This window comes from Streptococcus panodentis, from assembly GCF_017884005.1.
In the GTDB taxonomy this organism is placed as follows: Bacteria; Bacillota; Bacilli; order Lactobacillales; family Streptococcaceae; genus Streptococcus; species Streptococcus panodentis.
This window is the reverse complement of sequence record NZ_QFAY01000010.1, coordinates 15,044-33,371: the sequence shown is the minus strand read 5'-3', so window position 1 is coordinate 33,371 and position 18,328 is coordinate 15,044. Positions and strand designations below refer to the sequence as shown.

Genomic DNA, 18,328 nt, shown 5'->3' with positions numbered 1-18,328 from the left:
TTGTTTTCTCCTTAAAGTTCAATCTCCATGACAATGGGTGTGTGGTCTTGGCGTGCACCGGAGTCAATCATATCAGACTTGATCACCTTGTCAGCCAGGCGGCTGCTGGTCAGCCAGTAGTCAATTCTCCAGCCTGAGTTGTTGATTTTGCTGGTCTTGCTGCGCTGCGCCCACCAAGTATACTGGTTGGGAATATCACCGTGGAGGTGGCGGAAAGTATCGGTGAAGCCTTTGGCCAGCAGATTGGTGAAGCCGGCGCGCTCTTCATCCGTAAAGCCGGGAGAGCGGCGGTTGCTGGACGGGTGGGCCAGGTCAATCTCATGATGGGCGACATTATAGTCACCAGTAGCGAGGACTGGCTTTTTCTTATCCAGCCCAGCCAGATAATCCGCATATTTCTGGTCCCAAATCTGGCGGTCTTCCAAGCGTCTGAGACCGTCACCAGCGTTAGGGGTATAGACTTGGGTGACAAAGAACTGGTCAAATTCCAGCGTGATAATGCGGCCTTCTGCGTCCATGGTAGAGGGAGCGCCGATGTCTGGGAAGGTTACAGTCGGTGTCAGCTCTTTTCTGTAGAGAAACATGGTTCCGGCATAGCCTTTGCGGGCCGGCTCGACAGAGGAGCGCCAGGTATGCTGGTAGTCGGGGAAGAGCTCTTCTAAGATTTCGATGTGCTTTTTGGTCGGGCCTTTGGCCGACAGCTTGGTTTCCTGAATGGCAATCACATCGGCATGCTCAGCCTGCAGGGTCGCAAGGACAGCCTGAGACAGCTGAGCCCGCGCTGAGTCGCTGGTCAAAGCAGCGTTGAGAGAGTCGATATTCCAAGAGATGAGTTTCATAGGATTTCCTTTTCTAGTATGCATTTGCTCCGTTTATTATAACAAAAATACTGCCCTATTTATAGCAAAAGGGCTGAAAGTTGGCTTGAAAAAAGCTGAAAATTTTTCTATAATAATCCTAGAAAAGGGGGGCTGTCATGAAATTTTATTCCTATGATTATGTGCTAAGCCAGATTTCGACCCAGAACTGGCTTTTATTGGGTGCCTTGAGCTTGCTGCTTCTGGTGACGGCTTACGTTTCCGTTCAGGCTTATAAAAATCAGCGGGACAGCAAGTACCGCGAGCTGGTGATTATCCTGCTCTTGGGAGTGGTGACCCTGGTTTTGGTCGGCATCGGCAATTACCAGACCGATCAGGCTTCTGATGACCAATTTCGTACATCACTCCATTTCATCGAAGTCGTATCTCAGGAGCTCAAGGTTGATAAGTCGGAGGTTTATGTCAATACATCAGCCGCGACGGACGGCGCCATTGTCAAGGTAGAGGGCTCTTTTTACCGGGCCATCAGCGGCAGTGAGCAGGATACCTATCTGCTGGAAAAGATAGAGTTATATGATGCAGATGTAGAATTAGTGGAGGTTGAACAATGACATTTTCTTATCTCGATGTGGCGATTAAGCTGGCTTTGGGGCTGCTGTCTTTGGTCTTTGTCATCAATGTGTCCGGCAAGGGGAATCTGGCGCCCAACTCGGCCAGCGACCAAGTACAGAACTATGTGCTGGGCGGCATTATCGGCGGTGTCATCTACAATCCAGCAATCACTATTTTGCAGTACACCGTCATTCTTCTCATTTGGACGATTTTGGTGCTGACGCTCAAGTGGCTCAAAACCAACAGCCATTTTGTCAAGCAGATGATTGACGGCAGTCCCACCGTTCTGATCAAACATGGGAAATTAGATGTAGAAGCCTGCCGTTCGGTCGGGCTGTCCGCTTCCGATGTGGCTCTTAAACTGCGGGGGCAGGGCATTTATCAGCTCAAACTGGTCAAGCGCGCAGTTTTGGAGCAAAACGGCCAGCTCATTGTCGTGCAGATGGGGGATGAAAATCCCAAGTATCCGATTATCACTGACGGCGTTATCCAGCTGGATGTCTTAGACTCCATCGGCCGCAGTGAGGAATGGCTGCTGGAAACTCTGGAAAAAGACGGCTACAGCAGTCTTTCTGATATTTTCATCGCCGAGTATGACAAGGGACTGATCCGAGTGGTGACTTATTAAGCAATCCTGTCAATGCAGTCAAAAAACAGCCCTCCGGCTCGGAGAAGCTGTTTTGATTTTTTTAAAACTCTTAATTCTGAAAGGGACTTTGGTCTGATGACTGATTTTGATAAGGATTTTGGACAGATTGCTGATTTTGAGCGTTCTGATAATCTGAATAGCCTTGATTATTGTAGGTCTGAGCGTACTCATATTTGCTTGGTTGGCACATCAGGACCAAAAGGATGATGCCTCCAATACCTGGAATCAGAATGAGGAACATGCAGGCCCAGTGATAGCCGCCATCGCGCAAGCGCCGGATACGGATAGCCAATGATGGAAGGAGAGCTGCGATAATATAAACGGTAACAGCCGTGAGCAATATTAAGGATGTAATGATTCCAAAATTACCGGCTCCCTGATTGGCAGAGACATCTATAACTGCCAGAATGCCAAGAACTGCATAGAATAGGATAAATAAAAGAACATTGGCTAAAACAGCAAACCAATAATCCGAACGAGTCGAACGGCCAGTAAAATCAACATAGCCCGTCCAAAATTTCTTATATGCGTCAAACATGTGATAGTTCCCCTTATATTTTTCACCTAGTATACTATATATAGGATGAAATGACAACAGCTTGGGGAAATAAATGGAGTTTTTAAAAGCAGACACCACTATAAAAGGCGGTGGGACAGACTCCCATGATGGCTGTGTCCTCACCCACAGAGGGATGGATCTTTTGGAAGATACCGTATAAAGTCGAAAGCTCTCCGCCAAAAATCAGCATATACATGAATCATCATAATACTCTAAATGATTTGGCAGATCATATTATGTAATAAACAGATAAACATTGCAGATTATTTTATATTTTTAGCCTAGGCTGTTTTTTAAGCATGCCGGGTGGCGTGGGCAAATTGAAAATTCATTGTATTATTTTCTAAATGGTGATACAATAAAGTGTTGAAGTTTGCTGTTTTTCAGCTTGATAAACAGCAATTTCTGAATAAATGGAGGTCTCATTTGCCTCGTAAGGAGAAAGACAATGTCTGAAAAGAATTTTTATATCACTACACCTATTTATTATCCCAGCGGCAAGCTCCACATCGGATCTGCCTATACGACCATTGCCTGTGATGTCCTGGCCCGCTACAAGCGGCTCATGGGCTACGATGTCTTTTACCTGACCGGTCTGGACGAGCATGGGCAAAAGATCCAAGCCAAGGCTGAGGAAGCCGGTATCAGCCCACAAGCCTATGTCGATAGTATGGCTGTCGGTGTCAAGGAACTCTGGAACTTGCTGGATATTTCCTATGATAAGTTTATCCGGACCACGGATGACTATCATGAGGAAGTGGTGGCTCAGGTCTTTGAGCGCCTGCTGGCTCAAGATGATATTTATCTGGGTGAGTATGCCGGCTGGTATTCTGTTTCAGACGAGGAATTCTTTACTGAAAGTCAGTTGGCTGAGGTCTTCCGTGATGAAAATGGTCAGGTGACTGGCGGGATTGCACCCAGCGGTCATGAGGTCGAGTGGGTGTCAGAGGAGTCCTATTTCCTCCGCCTCAGTAAGTACCAAGATTGGCTGACTGACATTTTCAAATCCCATCCAGACTTTATCTCACCGGAGGGTCGTCTCAATGAAATGCTGAAGAACTTCATTGAGCCAGGCCTAGAAGATTTGGCTGTTTCCCGGACCACCTTTACTTGGGGTGTGCCGGTGCCGTCCAATCCTAAGCATGTAGTCTATGTTTGGATTGATGCCCTGCTTAATTATGCGACGGCTCTGGGTTACGGACAGGAAGACCATGCTGGCTTTGACAAGTTTTGGAATCAAGGGACAGTCTTTCACATGGTCGGCAAGGATATTCTGCGTTTTCATTCTATCTACTGGCCTATCTTGCTCAAGATGCTGGGACTTAAGCAGCCGGACCGCCTGATTGCCCATGGCTGGTTTGTCATGAAGGATGGCAAGATGTCCAAGTCCAAGGGCAATGTGGTCTATCCGGAAATGCTGGTGGAGCGCTATGGTCTGGATGCCCTGCGCTACTACCTTATGCGCAGTCTGCCGGTTGGCTCTGATGGCACCTTTACGCCGGAAGACTATGTCGGCCGCATCAACTATGAGCTGGCCAATGACCTGGGCAACCTGCTCAACCGCACCGTGTCCATGATTAACAAGTATTTTGACGGTCAGGTGCCAAACTATGAAGAAAATGTGACGGCTTTTGATACAGATCTGGCGCAAGTGGCGGCCGCCTCTATCGCTGACTATCACAAGTATATGGAAGCAGTGGACTATCCGCGGGCTCTGGAAGCTGTCTGGACACTGATCTCCCGTACCAATAAATACATCGATGAAACAGCGCCTTGGGTCTTGGCCAAGGACCCAGCCAAGCGGTCTGAATTGGCCGCAGTCATGAGCCATCTGACAGCCAGCCTGCGGGTGGTAGCTCATATGATTGCGCCTTTCATGATGGCGACCAGTAAGGCTGTACTCAGCCAGCTGGGACTGCCCGAAGCTGGCTCGCTGGAAGAGCTCAAACTGGCTGACCTGCCAAGCGGTTTGACCGTTGCTGCCAAGGGTACACCGATTTTCCCGCGCCTGGATATGGAAGAGGAAATCGCCTATATCAAAGGGCAGATGGAGGCCGGCAAACCCGCAGCAGAAAAGGAATGGAAGCCGGAAGAAGTCGAGCTTAAGCTTAATAAGAAAGAAATCAAGTTTGACGACTTTGACAAGGTGGAAATCCGCGTTGCCGAGGTCAAGGAAGTGGCAAAGGTCGAAGGCTCAGACAAACTGCTCCAGTTCCGCCTAGATGCCGGTGACAGTGAGGACCGCCAAATCCTCTCCGGCATTGCCAAATATTATCCAAATGAGCAGGAACTGGTCGGCAAGAAGGTCCAAATCGTGGCCAACCTCAAACCCCGCAAGATGATGGGCCGCATCAGCCAAGGCATGATCCTCTCAGCCGAATACGGCGAGCAGCTGACCCTCCTGACCGTGGATGAGAAAGTGCCGAATGGCAGTTTGATAGGGTGAGGAGTCTGTCCCTGGAAGTTTTGATTTAATTATATATCAACCACAAAGCCCTCGTTAGGATTGTCATCTAATGAGGGCTTTTGCCTTGTTTTCATGCGTTAGTGAGTGAGGGTGCAGCTACCATGGGAGTTTGGTCTACTGCCTTTTTTGAAAAATAGTTAGAAGCAGAATTATTTGAAATCCTGACAAATTTTTTCAGCTGGCAGTCGTCCTTTCACAGCTTGGGCCTGTATAAGCAAGGACTATCAGGTTTATAAAAAATTTATATTGGGAAATCTTAGCGGCCTTTGATATGCTAGTGTTAAATAAAGATTTGTTAGGAGAATCCGATGAAAAAACTCTTGCTTCTTTTGCCTTTAACGGCTGCTCTCTTTGCATGTGGGCAGCGGCAGAATACATCAGCCAATCAGGAAGAAACGATTGTAGTTGCAACAGCAGGTGATATACCGCCTTTTGACTACGAACAGGATGGGAACTTGACTGGTTACGATGTAGAGGTTTTAAAGGCTGTTGATGAAAAACTGGATGACTATAAAATAGAATTCCAAAAAATCAGCTGGGAAAGTATTTTTCCTGGGGTTGATGTAGGGCGCTATCAGGCGGCAGCCAATAACTTAAGCTATACAGAAGAGCGGGCGGACAAGTATCTCTACTCGGCTCCTATTGCTAAAAATCCCTTGGTCTTGGTCAGTCGAAAATCTGCACCGATAAAGGAACTAGCAGAAATTGCAGGTAAAAAAACTCAGGATGATACAGGGACCTCCACTGCCAAGCTAGTAAACGACTGGAATGCAGAGCATCCTGAGCAGGCGGCCCAGCTGGACTACTCTGGAGAAGATGTCAGCAAACGTCTATTGGATTTAGATAATGGTGAGATGGATTTCTTGATTTTTGATAAAATTTCGGTAGAAAAGATTGTCAAGGATCGCGGCTTGGATTTGAATATTGTTGAGCTTGACAGCAGCGGCAATCCCAATAATTATATTATCATCGCCAAGGATAAGGCTGATTTTCAAAAAGCCTTTAATCGGGCTGTAAAAGAGCTCTATCAAGACGGAAGTTTAGAGAAGCTGAGCCAGAAATTTTTAAGCGGCAATTATCTGCCTGATGCCAAAGAACTGGAGTAATCAGACAATCCATTCCAATTTCCCCCAAAAAGGCCTGAAAACTCAATAAAACTTCAAAAGCTTAGCAGCACTTTTTAAGAAAGGTGTTTCTGAGCTTTTTTGAAATCGTCAGTTGGGTTAATGTTGCCCCAGAAATGAGTATTTTCCTTAGTTTTTTGACGAAAAAAGTTCAAAAAACACTTGACAATTCATATATATATATATATAATACCTATTGAAAGGTTTTAGGAGTTATATTATGAAAAAAATAAAAATTGCATCACTTCTTGTATGGCTGCTTTTGATTGTCATTCTCTTCCCGCTTAATCCTTATTTGTCAGCATTTCTGGCTGTAGCCAGTCTCGGGATAGCATTTTTGATGGGGAGGAAGTAGGAGTATGAAAATAGTGAAGGATTTGCTAAAAAAAGCTTTAGGGGCTAAGATTTACGTTTGGATTGTGGTAGCCGTTCTCGCTACTCTTTTTGTCGTTGCAAAGTCCAATCATCTTATTGGCTATTTCCAAGGGAAAAATGCTTCAGATGAACGGAGTCAGATTTATGCTCAGATTACTTCTCTGGAAAAGGTTAATGAAACTGTCTTTTTTAATGTTGGCATTCAAAAGGTGGAGACAATTGAGAAAGATAGTAAAATCCCAGGTACCAATATCAGCATCCCGCTGTCTGTAAAAAAGGCTATCATTATTTTGAATTATACTGCCAAATTAGGAATTAAAGAAGCAGTGAAGATTAAAATAACTACTGACCATCACTATGAAGTAACTATCCCCAAATATCAGGTAATAGGAGTAGATGTACCAGATGATCCAAATAAGCAATACAAACTATATGATACAAGCGGAGAACTGCTGAGCGGGGCAACGGAGAACATTGATACAGCAAAGCATACTACCAAAAGTCTTAGCAATAAGGAACAAGAAGAGTATATTAAGCAGTACAAACAACTTATTGCAGAATCAGCAGAGCAATATTATGAAAAGATTGTGACTAGCATTGATCCGGAGGCTAAAGTAACTTTTAAAAACGTTAATAAATAGATTCATATATTTAGGAGGTTTTTATGAAAAAGGGCCCTGCAGTTGTTTGCAAAATTTTCATTTTGCTCAGCGGTAGCTGATTGTTCAAAGCACTGCTTTGAGGTTATGGATGAAACATCCATTAGGAAGTGTCAAGACTGTTCGCCTTTTAGACTCCAAAAAGTCCAATCAGCTACCGCGTCAAGAGTTTTTACCAAAACAAAGCGAGACTGAAGAACTTTTATACGGTATCTTCCAAAAGATCCATCCCTCTGTGGATGAGGACACAGCCATCATGGGAGTCTGTCTCAGTCTCTTTGAGGTGGCAGATAGAGCTTCCGTTAGGAAGTGTCAGCTGTACTGGCGTACGGAAAGGCGAGTTAACGACGTCATAAAAGATAAAATAAATGACGATATCTGACAGAGGTGAGGCAGCTGCTTTTGGGCCAGGCTGCCGTCATCTATCCTTCTCCGCTTTATTAGAGCTGACCGAAAAAATCAGGAACAGTGTATGATGCTGCTCCTGATTTTCATTTCCTGCTTCATTTTTCAAAAAGGGAGCCTGCCGTCTTTTCGCTCTACCATAAAATCTATTCCTCGCTTTTTGTGCTATACTGGTTTCAAATTTAGCAAGGAGGAAGCAATGGGAATTTTTGATTTTTTTAAAAAACAGCCAGAACATGAGGAAGCAGAGGAAGTCTTCTATGAAGAGTACGAGGACGAAGCAGAAGCGGAAGAAGCTGCTGCTGATTATGAGGAAGCTCCGGGCTGGGAGGCTATTTCGACGGAGTTTGCCCGCATTTATAATAATCAGAAGCCGGTGGACCACATTGAGGCGATTGTCAAATGGCGGTCGGGCGGACCAGATCCGCTGGACGGCGTTGACGTCTATGATGCCGGTGATGTCTGGCATTTAGTCAGCTATGGTCTATCTGAGCTTTATGAAAAAGTCAGTCAAGATACAGACTACAGCGGCTATGGCTTTGAATTTACCCTGCGTCTGAAAAAGGGGGACTACCAACCCAATGATGAATTTATCAATATTGTCACTATTTTTCAGGATTTTGCCCGCAGGACTTTTGAAACGGGAGAAGTCTATCAGCCCTTTGAGTATATCTATACCGGTCAGATGCTGGGATTTGACAGCGAGCAGGCATCTGCTTTGACAGGTTTTATCACCGTACCGGATCCTGAGGCTCAGGTCTTGGAGACGGCTCACGGTCTGGTGGAATTTGTCGAATTGGTCGGTGTTACAGACGCGGAACTGCAGCAGATTATGGAGGGTCAGCTGACTGTTCAGGCTCTCTATGCTCAGCTGGGCAGTGATGTGACGGACTATGAGCGGGAATCGCTTGTGTAGCCATTTCATCCTCTTTGAAAATTGAAGAGATTACATCCTTAGGGAAACTTTATCTGCCGCCTCAAAACCTCCACTGGACTTGCCTCGTTTTCGGGTTTCTGGACTCAATCACTGCATTTTGCAATTAAACGATAAAATATATGAAGTTGGGGACTTTTATCTCAGACTCCGCCAGACTGTTTTGACACAAAGGGCAGTTGCCTTATCCCCGACCTCTAACGGTCTCTCAGACTGTTGGAGGTAACGAAGGTTGGTTCTGATGTTCAAAGAGTGCAAATCAAAGATACTAAAAAAACCCAAAGCTGCTTGGGTTTTTTTATGATAGGCTGTTTCTCCTTGGCTGGGAGATGTAAGTGATGGCTTTTGTGCAGGAAGGTCTATTTGAATTTAAATCCTTCATAAACCAAATCGGCCTTGGGATTATTCTTTTTGAAATCTTCGGCGAATTTATCCATCATCTTGACCGGGCCGCACATAAAGACGGTGGTGTCATTGTCCAAGGGATAATCGCTGAAATCCAGATAGCCTTGGGTTTTACTGTCGACCAGATGCAGGTCCAGCAGCGGGTTTTTGGCTGCGTAGTCTTGCAGCAGATCCAGATAAACGGCATTTTCCTGACCGGTATAGGCATAGTAGAAGCTGACCTGGCGGTCCAGAGCTGGATTTTCCCGGATGTAGGAGATAAAGGGGGTGATACCGATCCCGCCGGCAATCCACATCTGCTTGGCCTGTCCTTCCTCCAGAATCATATGGCCGTAAGCCCGGTCAATGGTAACCTTGGTGCCTTCCTTAATCTGCTCATAGAGTTTCTGGGTGTGGTCGCCGGAGTTTTTAATGGTAAAGTAGACGATGTTGTCATGGCCGCCCGAGATAGAGAAGGGGTGGGGCGCTTTCTCAAATCCTTCCTGAAAAATCTTGATAAAGGCAAACTGGCCATACTGATAGTCCAGCTTCTGGCTCAGCTGGATTTTCAGCTCAACGGTATCATGATTGAGCCGCTTGACTTGCAGGATTTTCCCCAGATGCTTGAAAGCCAGAGTCTGGTAGAGAAAGATGATATAAAAGCCGGAAGCAAGGCCGATGACAGCGTAGAGACCGACCACCAGACTGAGGAGACTGGGTGTCAGTAGCTGCCCGCCCGTCAGCATATAGGCATGAAAGAGGCCAAAGATATAGGCCAGGTACACGACCCGGTGGATCCAGCGCCAGACTTCATACTTGATCCGCTTCCCGATGTAGGCCATGGCAACGATACTGATAAAGAGATAGATACTGACATTGCCCAGCTGGGCTGCTAGATGCGACCCCCAGAGGCTGCCGCCCATGGCGACATTGTGCAGGGCTAGGAGGATGACCGAAAAGATAGCGGTAAACTTATGGTAAAAGTACATCTTTTCAATGCCGTGGAACCACTTTTCCAGAAGAGCATTGCGGGTGGCCAGCAGAAAGGTCAGAGACAGGGTGGTCAAGGCCAAGCCTGGCACGATAAAGTTGGTCATACCGGCTGCCGCCCAGGCAAAGACAGTGATGATGATGCTAACAGCAATCAGGGCAATTCCTTTAATTGATTTCATTGATTCTCCATCGGTTTTTATACTAATTAGTTGTAAATAAACTCGTTACATTCTAACAAAGAAAAAACAAGCTGTCAAGATATGAGCTTGTTTTGGAAGGTGGGAGTTGGAAAAATAAGCATCAGCCATTCCAAAGATAAACAAAGCTCCCCTGCAGGAAAGCCGCAGCTGAAGCCAATTGGCAGGAGAGTTATTCTTAGGCTTGTTTTTGGGGAAATTTTAGGGCAAAAGGCACGGCCGGCGGAAGGGCAAGTCTACTCGTCCAGCTTTTGCTGAAAACGTCGATTTTCCTGATAGCGCGCCTCCAGCACATCATCTAGGCGTTTTTTGTATTGCTGATGGTATTGATTCAGATTGTCCTCTATCTGCGAAAGGTGCTGCCAGGCAGGTTCATAGGATACTCCTTTGAAAGCATAGGAGAGCTTCTCCATCAGGGCAGCCGTCTCTCTTTCGAATTTATAATAATAACCATCCAGCCGGACTTCCGTTCTTTCCAGCTCAAGCAGTTTGCGGCCATACTCTTCTTCCAGTTTTTCCCTTTCTTTCTTATCCAGCATTGCTTCACCCTCCTGCTTTGATAGGATTCTTGAGAGAAGGGGCCTGCAGCTGGGTCAGGTAGGTCTCAGCGGCCTGAGCTGCAGCGCCGGAAAAGCCTTCCTTGATATTATTGACATAGGTCTGAGAGGCATAGTTTTTCATATTGGAAGCGGCTAGACCGAGCTGAGTCTCCAGCTCCATATACTTGGCCCCAATCTGCAGCTCTTTGGCTACCAGCAGGGCCTGGATGGCTGCCCGCTCCTGTTCTTTCATCTTTGCTTTAAATTCTTTCTCTAACTGCGCCTTGCTAAAGAGCGCATCATCATGAACAATCAGCATCTTAATTGCTCCTCCAGTTTTTCTTGGTATCTTTTATCAGGCCGTCAAAGTCCACAGCAGCTGCCTGATCGGCAGAGGTAAACTCCTGACTGGCTCTGACCAGAGTCATGCCCAGCTGCTCCATCTCAGTCAGAAAATCGGCCGCGGCTTTTTTGGTTTCTCCTTCGATACTTTCGTCCCAGAATTTGCTCATCTTAAAATCAGCCAGCAGCTCTAAAACCTCAGCATCGCTCAAATAATTGGCCAGGCCAAAAGCCTCTGGCTCCGCACTGTTGACAATTTCCTGAACATCTTCTTTGGTATTGGCTACTAGCTTATCAGCTCCTTTGACCATTCCCTCTATCTCAAAGATAGCCAGCTGAGCCGCCGTCTGCAGGAGCTGGGCCTGCACTAGGATTTTATCATTTCCTGACAGACCGCCATTTTTCAGTTGATGCTGGTAGCGAGTGATAGCTTCACGATCCCAAGTCATAGATTCCAAGCGAGCAACCCTAATAATTTCCTTGTATTCTGTCTCAAATTGATGATAGAAGGCATATCCCAAAACAGCCCTATCAGGAAGATCTCCATTCATTAGAGAATTGAATATATTTGAAGCAGTTTCTTCATTAACTCCCAGTTTTCGAAGAGCGTCCAGAGTTTTGGCAATTAGACGCGCCAGCTTTTCTCCCGCTCTCAGCAGCTCTGGGTGAAAATCCTCAGAAGCAACGAGGAAGCTGCCTTTGCCATCACTCTGAAAAACACCAAAATCATGAGAACTCTCCGAATCGAAGCTCTGTGTATAGTATAAGGGAACTACAATATTGACTTTACCAACTGGCTTTTTAAGTGGTTCATTGGAATCACCAGGTAGGTGAGTGATAGTATGTTCCCGATTGAGCATACTTACCATATCAAAGGGATTGACATAATACTCTATTTTTTCGCTGATTTTTTTGATTTTCTCATCGCTGAGTCCCATTTTCTTTAAGCTCTTAGTCGTATCTGGACCGTCGAAGAGGACCACCTTGCCGATTTTCTCCAGTTCCTGATCGCTTAAGCCGGCAACCCCTTGAGCAGAGACCATAGTTCCTAGCGAGTGAGCTGAAAGGTCCATCTTAGCATCTGGTGCTTTTTCACTCATCTCTGCGATTTTAACTTTCATTCCTTTTGTAGCTAACTTTGCTTGTGGAATATGAATATGATTAATAGCAAACTGAGCATCATTATCAACCCAGTCGTTCCAATTATCTAAACTAATACCATCACTGCCTCGAATGGCCATATAGGTTTTCTTGGTATCCTTACCCAGAGTCGGAGTATCTGTTAAATAGTAAGCATTAAAACCTGCTTTTTCATCGGTTAAAAGCCCTTTTTGATAGCGATTGACGACATCTGTTTCTTTGTGATAGCCGCCATTGGGACTAGGAACTTGGAGATCCATCGTCTCTTCTACAGTATGCAAATCTGGATCTGGCTGCAGGTAAAGCTTGCCGTCATGGTCAAGCTTTTTTCCGCCGGGGGTGAGTTCTCCTTTTCGCGTCACCACATCTTGTGAAAAATTAAATGGAACGGATTCACCAGCATCTAAAATCTGTCTTCTTTTTTCTGATAACGTTTCATAGGGAAATGTAACAGGTCTACCAGTATAAGCGGATTGCGCTAGATTCGCATAAAGATATCAAAATTTTTTAAATTACTGTTACTCAAAAAGCTCACCTCCGTAAAACAACCCATTTCTTAAAGTCATAGAATCTAACTCTACTTTGTTATTCTCTATATTACAAATAATATTCCAATCGGATTCTTTGCTTTCGTTAAAAGTCCCATACAGACTAACAACCTCTCCCCCTCCCTGCGGTGTTCCATTGCCAACTTCTTCCCAACGCGTCTGTTTCCAGTCAATCTGAACTGACTCAATTTTATCATTTTGTGATTTCACAAAATCCTTAATCTCCTCCTCATGTTCTTTGAGATAAGCCAACTGCTTCTCCCGCGGACTTGGCTCTACCTCGACCAAGCGTCCAAATATGTTCATTTCCTGGGCCATCCAAACTCCTCCTCCAATAATAACAGTGGCTAGAATCAGCCAAAGCAAGGTACGTTTTTTCATCTCTTTCCTCCTAAATAGTGGAAGTTAAATCTATTATATCACAAATTACATAAAAAAAATACTTTTAAAAAGTACTTCGCTTTATTATTCGGAAAAATCTGAACCAAATCAGCATAAAAATTGTCAAAATTTTTTAAGTTACTTTTCGTCATAGTAATACCAACCTCCATCCCGATAAATTCTTATGGGTTGCATTTCATAGATTCCCAATTCTTTTGGTATACTATTAGCATTGTCTCCCAAATCAACTCCTAAAGTAAATTCAGTTTCTTTTATATTATTTACCCTTCCATTTAGAGTTAGTATGTAACCACCACCTTGTGGAGTGCCATTTCCTACCTGACCAACTTCCATACTGTCCCAATCAAACTGTACGCTTTCAACTTTAGGACTTAAAGCCTTCACAAAATCTGCCAAGTCTTTTTCATGTTTTTTTAAGTAAGTCAACTGTTTTTCTCTTGGACTTCTCAAATCGAAAATTCCATCAGTGAACAAACTTTTATTTTGAACTGTCATAATCGTTCCTCCTACGACTAGAGCAGCAGCTGCCGCCAGCATAAACATTCTGCCTTTTTTCATTGTCAATCCTCCTAGATATGCGGAAGTTAGTTTTATTATACCCAAAAAATGGCGGTGGGACAGACTCCCATGATGGCTGTGTCCTCACCCACTGAGGGATGGATCTTTTGGAAGATACTGTATAAAAGTCCTTCAGTTTCGCGGGCTGGGAGTGAAAGGGTTTGGGGAACCTTTTCAGTCTGAGCTTAGAAACAAGAGAGTGAAGGGAACTAAATTTTTAAAAATTTAGTTCTGTCCCACCGCCATTTTCCAGATAGGATTGGGCTATTGGTCCTCTGTCAGTTTTGAGTTTGGCTGGGTCTCTTTTTCTCTGCCAATAAAGGGCAGGCGCTGGGTCAGCTGGGAAATGTTTTTGCCAATATCCTTACCGATGGCCGTCGGGCTGGGCAGGCTGATGTCCTCTTTCCAGCTTTGGAAGCGCATATCTACCAGCAGCTTTGCCAGCTGGGTTAATCTGTCACTTTCTTCGGCTGGCAGGTTGTTGGCATTTTTGAAGATCGCCAGCACTTTTTTGACGTTTTCGATTTTTGAAAAATCATTAATAGAAGTGATGCCGGCATCAAGAATCAGGCCGAAAAAGAGATCAAAGAAATCTTTCAGCTCGTCATCCGAAACACTGCCTACCCAGTTTTTCAGTGTTTTGTCTGTCTGAAGGCTGTCTGCGGCCAGCGTGTCCGTGAGGACAAAGGCCTGATCCTTAATCTTCCAAGAAAAGGTATTGTGCTGGGCAAAGCCGCCGATGGCGCTGCTTTTGACAATCTGAGCTTCCTTAGGTGTTTCCAGCATCATACCGACAATCGAGCTCTGAGGCAGGAAGCGTCTCAGCTTGTCTACAATAGCCTGATAGCCGGCGCTCTCAATGACTGCGTGGTTGAGGCCGGGAGCGTCATAGCTGTAAATGGCTTGGATCCGCTCTTGATCATCCGGCTCCATTTGGCTGGCTGCATAAGAGGCCAGATTCCCCCCCTTGGAGTGACCGCACAGAATGAAATTTCCCGGGAGCAGCTGCATGGCCTTGCGCAGATAGTTAGCTGCAGTCTGTTGGGCCGGCACTTGGTCCATGTAGGTCATGTGAAAGTCTTCCTTCCAGCCGATGATGGAGTCATCTGTGCCGCGGAAGACCAAGGCATAGGTATCTGGCTTGATTTTGAAAATCAGGGCTGCAAACTGCTTTTGGACATCGGGGTCAATGTCGTTGACATAGCCCATGAGTTTGCTGTTTTTGAAACGGGTGCTGGCCGCCGCTTTTTCCAAGAGTCTGAGCCGGCTTTTGGTCACCATCATGGACAGCTCCTGAGGCATGGCTTCGACCGTGTCCAGCAGGCGGCAATCGCAGTTGGGAGACAGCTCTGCATCGACAATCTGATCAAAAGGCAGGTAGGTCAGCTCAGTCAGAATCAGGAAATCCAGTTCATTGAAAGGCTGGTCGTAAATACTGTCATAGGCCCTTTGCTCCAGGTAGTCAAAAATCATTTCCATCGTCAATCTCCGTTTCCTTCTATCTTATATATAGCTTAGTATAGCATATTTTTATAAGATTGTTTCCTATTTCCAGAAAAATCCTACCTCAGACTGAGGATGATACATGGGATACGAGAATTTTTTTGGTATAATGAAACTAGCAAGAAATTGGGAGGGAAAGATGCATAAGATTTTATTGGTAGAAGACGATTCGGTTATCCGTCAGATGATAAAGAAAATGCTGGAGCAGTGGGGCTTTCAGGTGGTTGCTGTGGAAGATTTTATGCAGGTTTTGACCGTCTTTGTCAAGGAGGAGCCGCATCTGGTCCTCATGGACATCGGTCTGCCGCTCTTTAATGGCTATCACTGGTGCCAGGAGATCCGCAAGATTTCGACGGTGCCTATCATGTTTCTGTCTTCCCGTGATCAGTCCATGGACATTGTCATGGCTATCAATATGGGGGCAGATGATTATGTGACCAAGCCTTTTGACAACAATGTCTTTCTGGCTAAGGTTCAGGGGCTGCTGCGCCGTTCGTATGAGTTTGGAACGGACCAGAGTCTTTTGGAATACCAAGGAGTCATTCTCAATCTCAAAACCATGGATCTCATGTATGAGGGCCATGTGATAACCCTGACTAAAAATGAATTTCAGATTCTGCGCATCCTCTTTGAGCATGCCGGCAGCATCGTGGCGCGTGATGACTTGATGCGGGACCTTTGGAACAGCGACTTTTTCATTGATGACAACACCCTGTCGGTCAATGTAGCCCGCCTGCGCAAGAAATTAGAGGAATACGGCCTGAAGAACTTCATTGAAACTAAAAAAGGAATAGGATACGGTCTGCTCAATGGACATGCGGGATAGATTTTTCTTTTTAAAACATTATCTTTACTCACGCCGTTTTTTCCTGGTTATGCTGTTCTTGCTGCTGGGGGTTATTCTCTTTTTTGCTTTTGTTTTTTATGAAAGCAAGAACCTGCTGGAGTATGTGGCGCTGGTGCTCTGCTTTCTGTCTGCCCTTTTTATCAGTGCGGATGCCTGGGCCGACTACAAAGCTTACCGCAGTCAGCTGCTCTATGCTGCCGGCAATCCTCAGACAGCTTTGGAAAGCTTGCTCAAGGAAAAGGTGGCTCTGCTTGAGCTGGACAGGAAAAATCAGGTCCTGCTGGAGCAGGAAAAATATAATGACCTGCTGGATTACTATACGCTCTGGGCCCATCAGATCAAAACCCCTATCGCAGCCAGCTCGCTCTTGATTGGAGATTTGAAAGACCAGCCTGCTAAAAAACAGCTGGAGCAGGAGCTTTTTAAGATTGAATCCTATGTCAATCTGGTCCTGCAGTATCTTCGCTTAGAGAGTTTTCACGAAGATTTGGTGCTGAAAAAGGAAAATGTGCAAGACTTGGTCAAGGAAGTGGTCAAGAAGTACGCGCTTTTCTTTATCCAGCAGGGACTCAGTCTTGACCTGCATGACTTGGAGCAGAGCATTGTTACGGATAAGAAGTGGTTTGTCGTCATTTTAGAGCAGGTCCTGTCGAATAGTCTTAAATACACGAAAGAAGGCAGTATTGAGATTTACTTTCAGGAAGATACGCTCTATATCAAGGACACGGGGCTGGGCATTCAGGATGCAGATTTGCTGCGGGTCTTTGAGCGCGGCTTTTCGGGCTACAATGGCCGTCTGACCCACCAGTCATCGGGTCTGGGGCTTTATCTGTCCAAGAAAATCGCAGATGCTCTGGGCCATCAGCTGACGCTGGAATCTCAGGTCGGCAGGGGGACCACTGTGAAGATTAGCTTTTCGGAAAAGAAACTGGTATTTGAATAGGAGGGAACATGCTGACTGCAGTATATGATAGTCTGACCGGTCAGGGGAAGAGATTTGCTCAGAGTCTGGGACTGCCGAGCCAGTCTGTGCTGAAAAAGCTTGACGGCCCCTGTATTTTAGTGACGCGCAATAGCGGACGCGGGCAAATTCCCTGGACGACCAAGCGCTTTGTAAAAAAATACGGACACTTGATAAAAGGCTTTGTCATGAATGGGGATCAAAAGCGCTACCCCAGAACCTTTTGCGGAGCAACGGATAAGATTGTAGAGCAGTATGGCTTGACTCATATCCGAAATATAGAGAGAGCAGGGACAGAAGCGGACCGGGAAGCGGTCAAAATCTTTCTAGAACAGTTACAGATGGCTGAAAGTGCTCATAAAAACCACTAAAGTTTGTTTTATTTTTGACAGAGGTTTCTGCAGGATTTTCAAAGTGACAAAAATGTAAGAATAAAACTGCTAAATGAAAGGTTAGGTTATGGCACCGGCCTTTCTTTTTTTATATCATAGACTTATCAAAAGAAGGAGTAAATGATGATGAAAGAAAAAGGGCTGACAGCTTTTCAGTTAAAATTGGCCATGGCCTTGCTCATGGTTTTTGATCATATCAGCGTGATACCGGGCTTGGTGCCGGCTGGCTGGGAGGGCGTCCTGCATGCCCTGACCCGCTGTGTCGGAGCGGCATTTGCTTTTCTGGCCGTCGAGGGCTTCCTTCACACCCGCAGCCGCCTGTCTTACAGTCTGCGCCTTTTCTTTTGGGCGGCCCTGATGCAGACAGGCAACTATATCCTGACTCTGCTCTTTCAGGAAAAGGGCATCTACCTTACTCACAATATCTTCCTGACCCTGGCCTGCGGGGTCCTTATGCTGGGTCTTTTCTTTGGCTTTTCTGAAAATAGCGGAGCTGCTAAGGATAGGAAGCGTGGCTTGCAGCTGACAGCAGCAGTCTTGATCCTGCTGGCAGGTCTCCTCATTTGCGAAGGCGGCATGGTTCTGCTCCCTTTCATGCTCCTGACCTACCTTTTTAGAAATCAGCTCTTTTTCAGAAACTTAGCTTATATCATTTGGGCAGGAGTTCTCTTTGCCATGAGTATTCAAATCTATCCGACCCTGCAGGATACTCTGTCTCTGCTGCTCTATAACTCAGACTGGCTCTTTATCACGGTTTTGCCGCTTATCTATCTCTATAATGGCCGGCGCGGTTCCCGCAGTATTTGGAGCAAGTATTTCTTCTATGTCTTTTATCCAGCTCACCTCTGGCTGATTGCTTGGCTGGCCTTTTGGGTCAAATAAAGCCCAAACTTACAAAAGTGTAAGATTAGCCTCTAAAA

General features: G+C 45.6%; 19 protein-coding genes and 1 pseudogene. 11 read left to right on the top strand and 9 right to left on the bottom strand.

The genetic code is table 11. The features are described from left to right. Window positions 1-11 precede the first annotated feature (11 nt). Entirely contained in the window at window positions 12-839 is an 828-nt protein-coding gene (locus tag DHL47_RS05785) for an exodeoxyribonuclease III (RefSeq protein ID WP_209551206.1), read from the bottom strand. A gap of 137 nt (window positions 840-976) precedes the next feature. Between DHL47_RS05785 and DHL47_RS05780 the strand changes: the two genes are divergently transcribed. Together DHL47_RS05780 and DHL47_RS05775 are read left to right on the top strand one after the other, a co-directional pair. Beyond that, window positions 977-1,429: a DUF3290 family protein gene (locus tag DHL47_RS05780; RefSeq protein ID WP_128835740.1), complete on the top strand. Its 453-nt coding sequence runs from the start codon at window positions 977-979 to the stop codon at window positions 1,427-1,429. Further along, a complete protein-coding gene (locus DHL47_RS05775) occupies window positions 1,426-2,058 on the top strand; it encodes a DUF421 domain-containing protein (RefSeq protein ID WP_128835742.1) in 633 nt (210 codons plus the stop codon). The genes DHL47_RS05780 and DHL47_RS05775 overlap by 4 nt, the downstream gene beginning before the upstream one ends. 70 nt (window positions 2,059-2,128) lie before the next feature. On the opposite strand, the gene DHL47_RS05770 is transcribed toward DHL47_RS05775, so the two are convergent. Beyond that, window positions 2,129-2,617 (bottom strand): DUF805 domain-containing protein, encoded by a 489-nt coding sequence (locus DHL47_RS05770; protein WP_209551205.1) that lies wholly within the window; start codon window positions 2,615-2,617, stop codon window positions 2,129-2,131. A 469-nt stretch (window positions 2,618-3,086) separates the two neighbouring features. Here DHL47_RS05770 and metG point away from each other — a divergent pair, with 469 nt between their 5' ends. From metG to DHL47_RS05750, 5 genes are all read left to right on the top strand, one after another. Beyond that, the gene (gene metG / locus DHL47_RS05765; protein ID WP_209551204.1) at window positions 3,087-5,084 is read left to right on the top strand and encodes a methionine--tRNA ligase; all 1,998 of its coding nucleotides are present in this window, start codon (window positions 3,087-3,089) and stop codon (window positions 5,082-5,084) included. Window positions 5,085-5,413: 329 nt separating this feature from the next. Beyond that, complete coding sequence (locus DHL47_RS05760) at window positions 5,414-6,211, top strand: amino acid ABC transporter substrate-binding protein (RefSeq protein ID WP_209551203.1); 798 nt, start codon at window positions 5,414-5,416, stop codon at window positions 6,209-6,211. A gap of 238 nt (window positions 6,212-6,449) precedes the next feature. Beyond that, the gene (locus DHL47_RS13520; RefSeq protein ID WP_275946003.1) at window positions 6,450-6,584 is read left to right on the top strand and encodes a hypothetical protein; all 135 of its coding nucleotides are present in this window, start codon (window positions 6,450-6,452) and stop codon (window positions 6,582-6,584) included. A 4-nt stretch (window positions 6,585-6,588) separates the two neighbouring features. Beyond that, window positions 6,589-7,245 (top strand): DUF4230 domain-containing protein, encoded by a 657-nt coding sequence (locus DHL47_RS05755; RefSeq protein WP_209551202.1) that lies wholly within the window; start codon window positions 6,589-6,591, stop codon window positions 7,243-7,245. Window positions 7,246-7,867: 622 nt separating this feature from the next. Next, a complete protein-coding gene (locus DHL47_RS05750) occupies window positions 7,868-8,584 on the top strand; it encodes a suppressor of fused domain protein (RefSeq protein WP_209551201.1) in 717 nt (238 codons plus the stop codon). 377 nt (window positions 8,585-8,961) lie between these two features. Here the strand turns inward: DHL47_RS05750 and DHL47_RS05745 are convergent, their stop codons facing one another. From DHL47_RS05745 to DHL47_RS05715, 7 genes and pseudogenes are all read right to left on the bottom strand, one after another. After that, complete coding sequence (locus DHL47_RS05745) at window positions 8,962-10,158, bottom strand: ferredoxin reductase family protein (RefSeq protein ID WP_209551200.1); 1,197 nt, start codon at window positions 10,156-10,158, stop codon at window positions 8,962-8,964. 254 nt (window positions 10,159-10,412) lie between these two features. Beyond that, a complete protein-coding gene (locus DHL47_RS05740; RefSeq protein ID WP_209551199.1) occupies window positions 10,413-10,715 on the bottom strand; it encodes a hypothetical protein in 303 nt (100 codons plus the stop codon). Between the two features lie 4 nt (window positions 10,716-10,719). Beyond that, window positions 10,720-11,034 carry a hypothetical protein gene (locus DHL47_RS05735; RefSeq protein ID WP_128835765.1) on the bottom strand — a complete coding sequence of 105 codons (315 nt, stop codon included), beginning with the start codon at window positions 11,032-11,034 and terminating at the stop codon, window positions 10,720-10,722. 1 nt (window position 11,035) lies between these two features. Further along, window positions 11,036-12,723 (bottom strand): annotated as a pseudogene (locus DHL47_RS05730) (cutinase family protein). Further along, window positions 12,716-13,126, bottom strand: a complete 411-nt coding sequence (locus DHL47_RS05725) for a hypothetical protein (protein WP_209551198.1) — start codon at window positions 13,124-13,126, stop codon at window positions 12,716-12,718. The pseudogene DHL47_RS05730 and the gene DHL47_RS05725 overlap by 8 nt, the downstream one beginning before the upstream one ends. A gap of 138 nt (window positions 13,127-13,264) precedes the next feature. Beyond that, on the bottom strand, window positions 13,265-13,705 hold the full coding sequence (locus DHL47_RS05720) for a hypothetical protein (RefSeq protein WP_209551197.1): 441 nt from the start codon (window positions 13,703-13,705) through the stop codon (window positions 13,265-13,267). 264 nt (window positions 13,706-13,969) lie between these two features. Then, window positions 13,970-15,184: a DUF2974 domain-containing protein gene (locus tag DHL47_RS05715; protein ID WP_209551196.1), complete on the bottom strand. Its 1,215-nt coding sequence runs from the start codon at window positions 15,182-15,184 to the stop codon at window positions 13,970-13,972. A 163-nt stretch (window positions 15,185-15,347) separates the two neighbouring features. Here DHL47_RS05715 and DHL47_RS05710 point away from each other — a divergent pair, with 163 nt between their 5' ends. The 4 genes from DHL47_RS05710 (at window position 15,348) to DHL47_RS05695 (ending at window position 18,290) form a co-directional block, all read left to right on the top strand. After that, the gene (locus tag DHL47_RS05710; RefSeq protein ID WP_209551195.1) at window positions 15,348-16,034 is read left to right on the top strand and encodes a response regulator transcription factor; all 687 of its coding nucleotides are present in this window, start codon (window positions 15,348-15,350) and stop codon (window positions 16,032-16,034) included. Continuing rightward, window positions 16,018-16,998, top strand: coding sequence for a sensor histidine kinase (locus tag DHL47_RS05705; protein WP_209551194.1), 981 nt, complete (start codon window positions 16,018-16,020; stop codon window positions 16,996-16,998). Before DHL47_RS05710 ends, DHL47_RS05705 begins: the two co-directional genes overlap by 17 nt. Window positions 16,999-17,006: 8 nt before the next feature. Continuing rightward, a complete protein-coding gene (locus tag DHL47_RS05700; protein ID WP_128835776.1) occupies window positions 17,007-17,387 on the top strand; it encodes a class Ib ribonucleoside-diphosphate reductase assembly flavoprotein NrdI in 381 nt (126 codons plus the stop codon). Between the two features lie 147 nt (window positions 17,388-17,534). Further along, the gene (locus tag DHL47_RS05695) at window positions 17,535-18,290 is read left to right on the top strand and encodes a TraX family protein (RefSeq protein WP_209551237.1); all 756 of its coding nucleotides are present in this window, start codon (window positions 17,535-17,537) and stop codon (window positions 18,288-18,290) included. Window positions 18,291-18,328 lie beyond the last annotated feature (38 nt).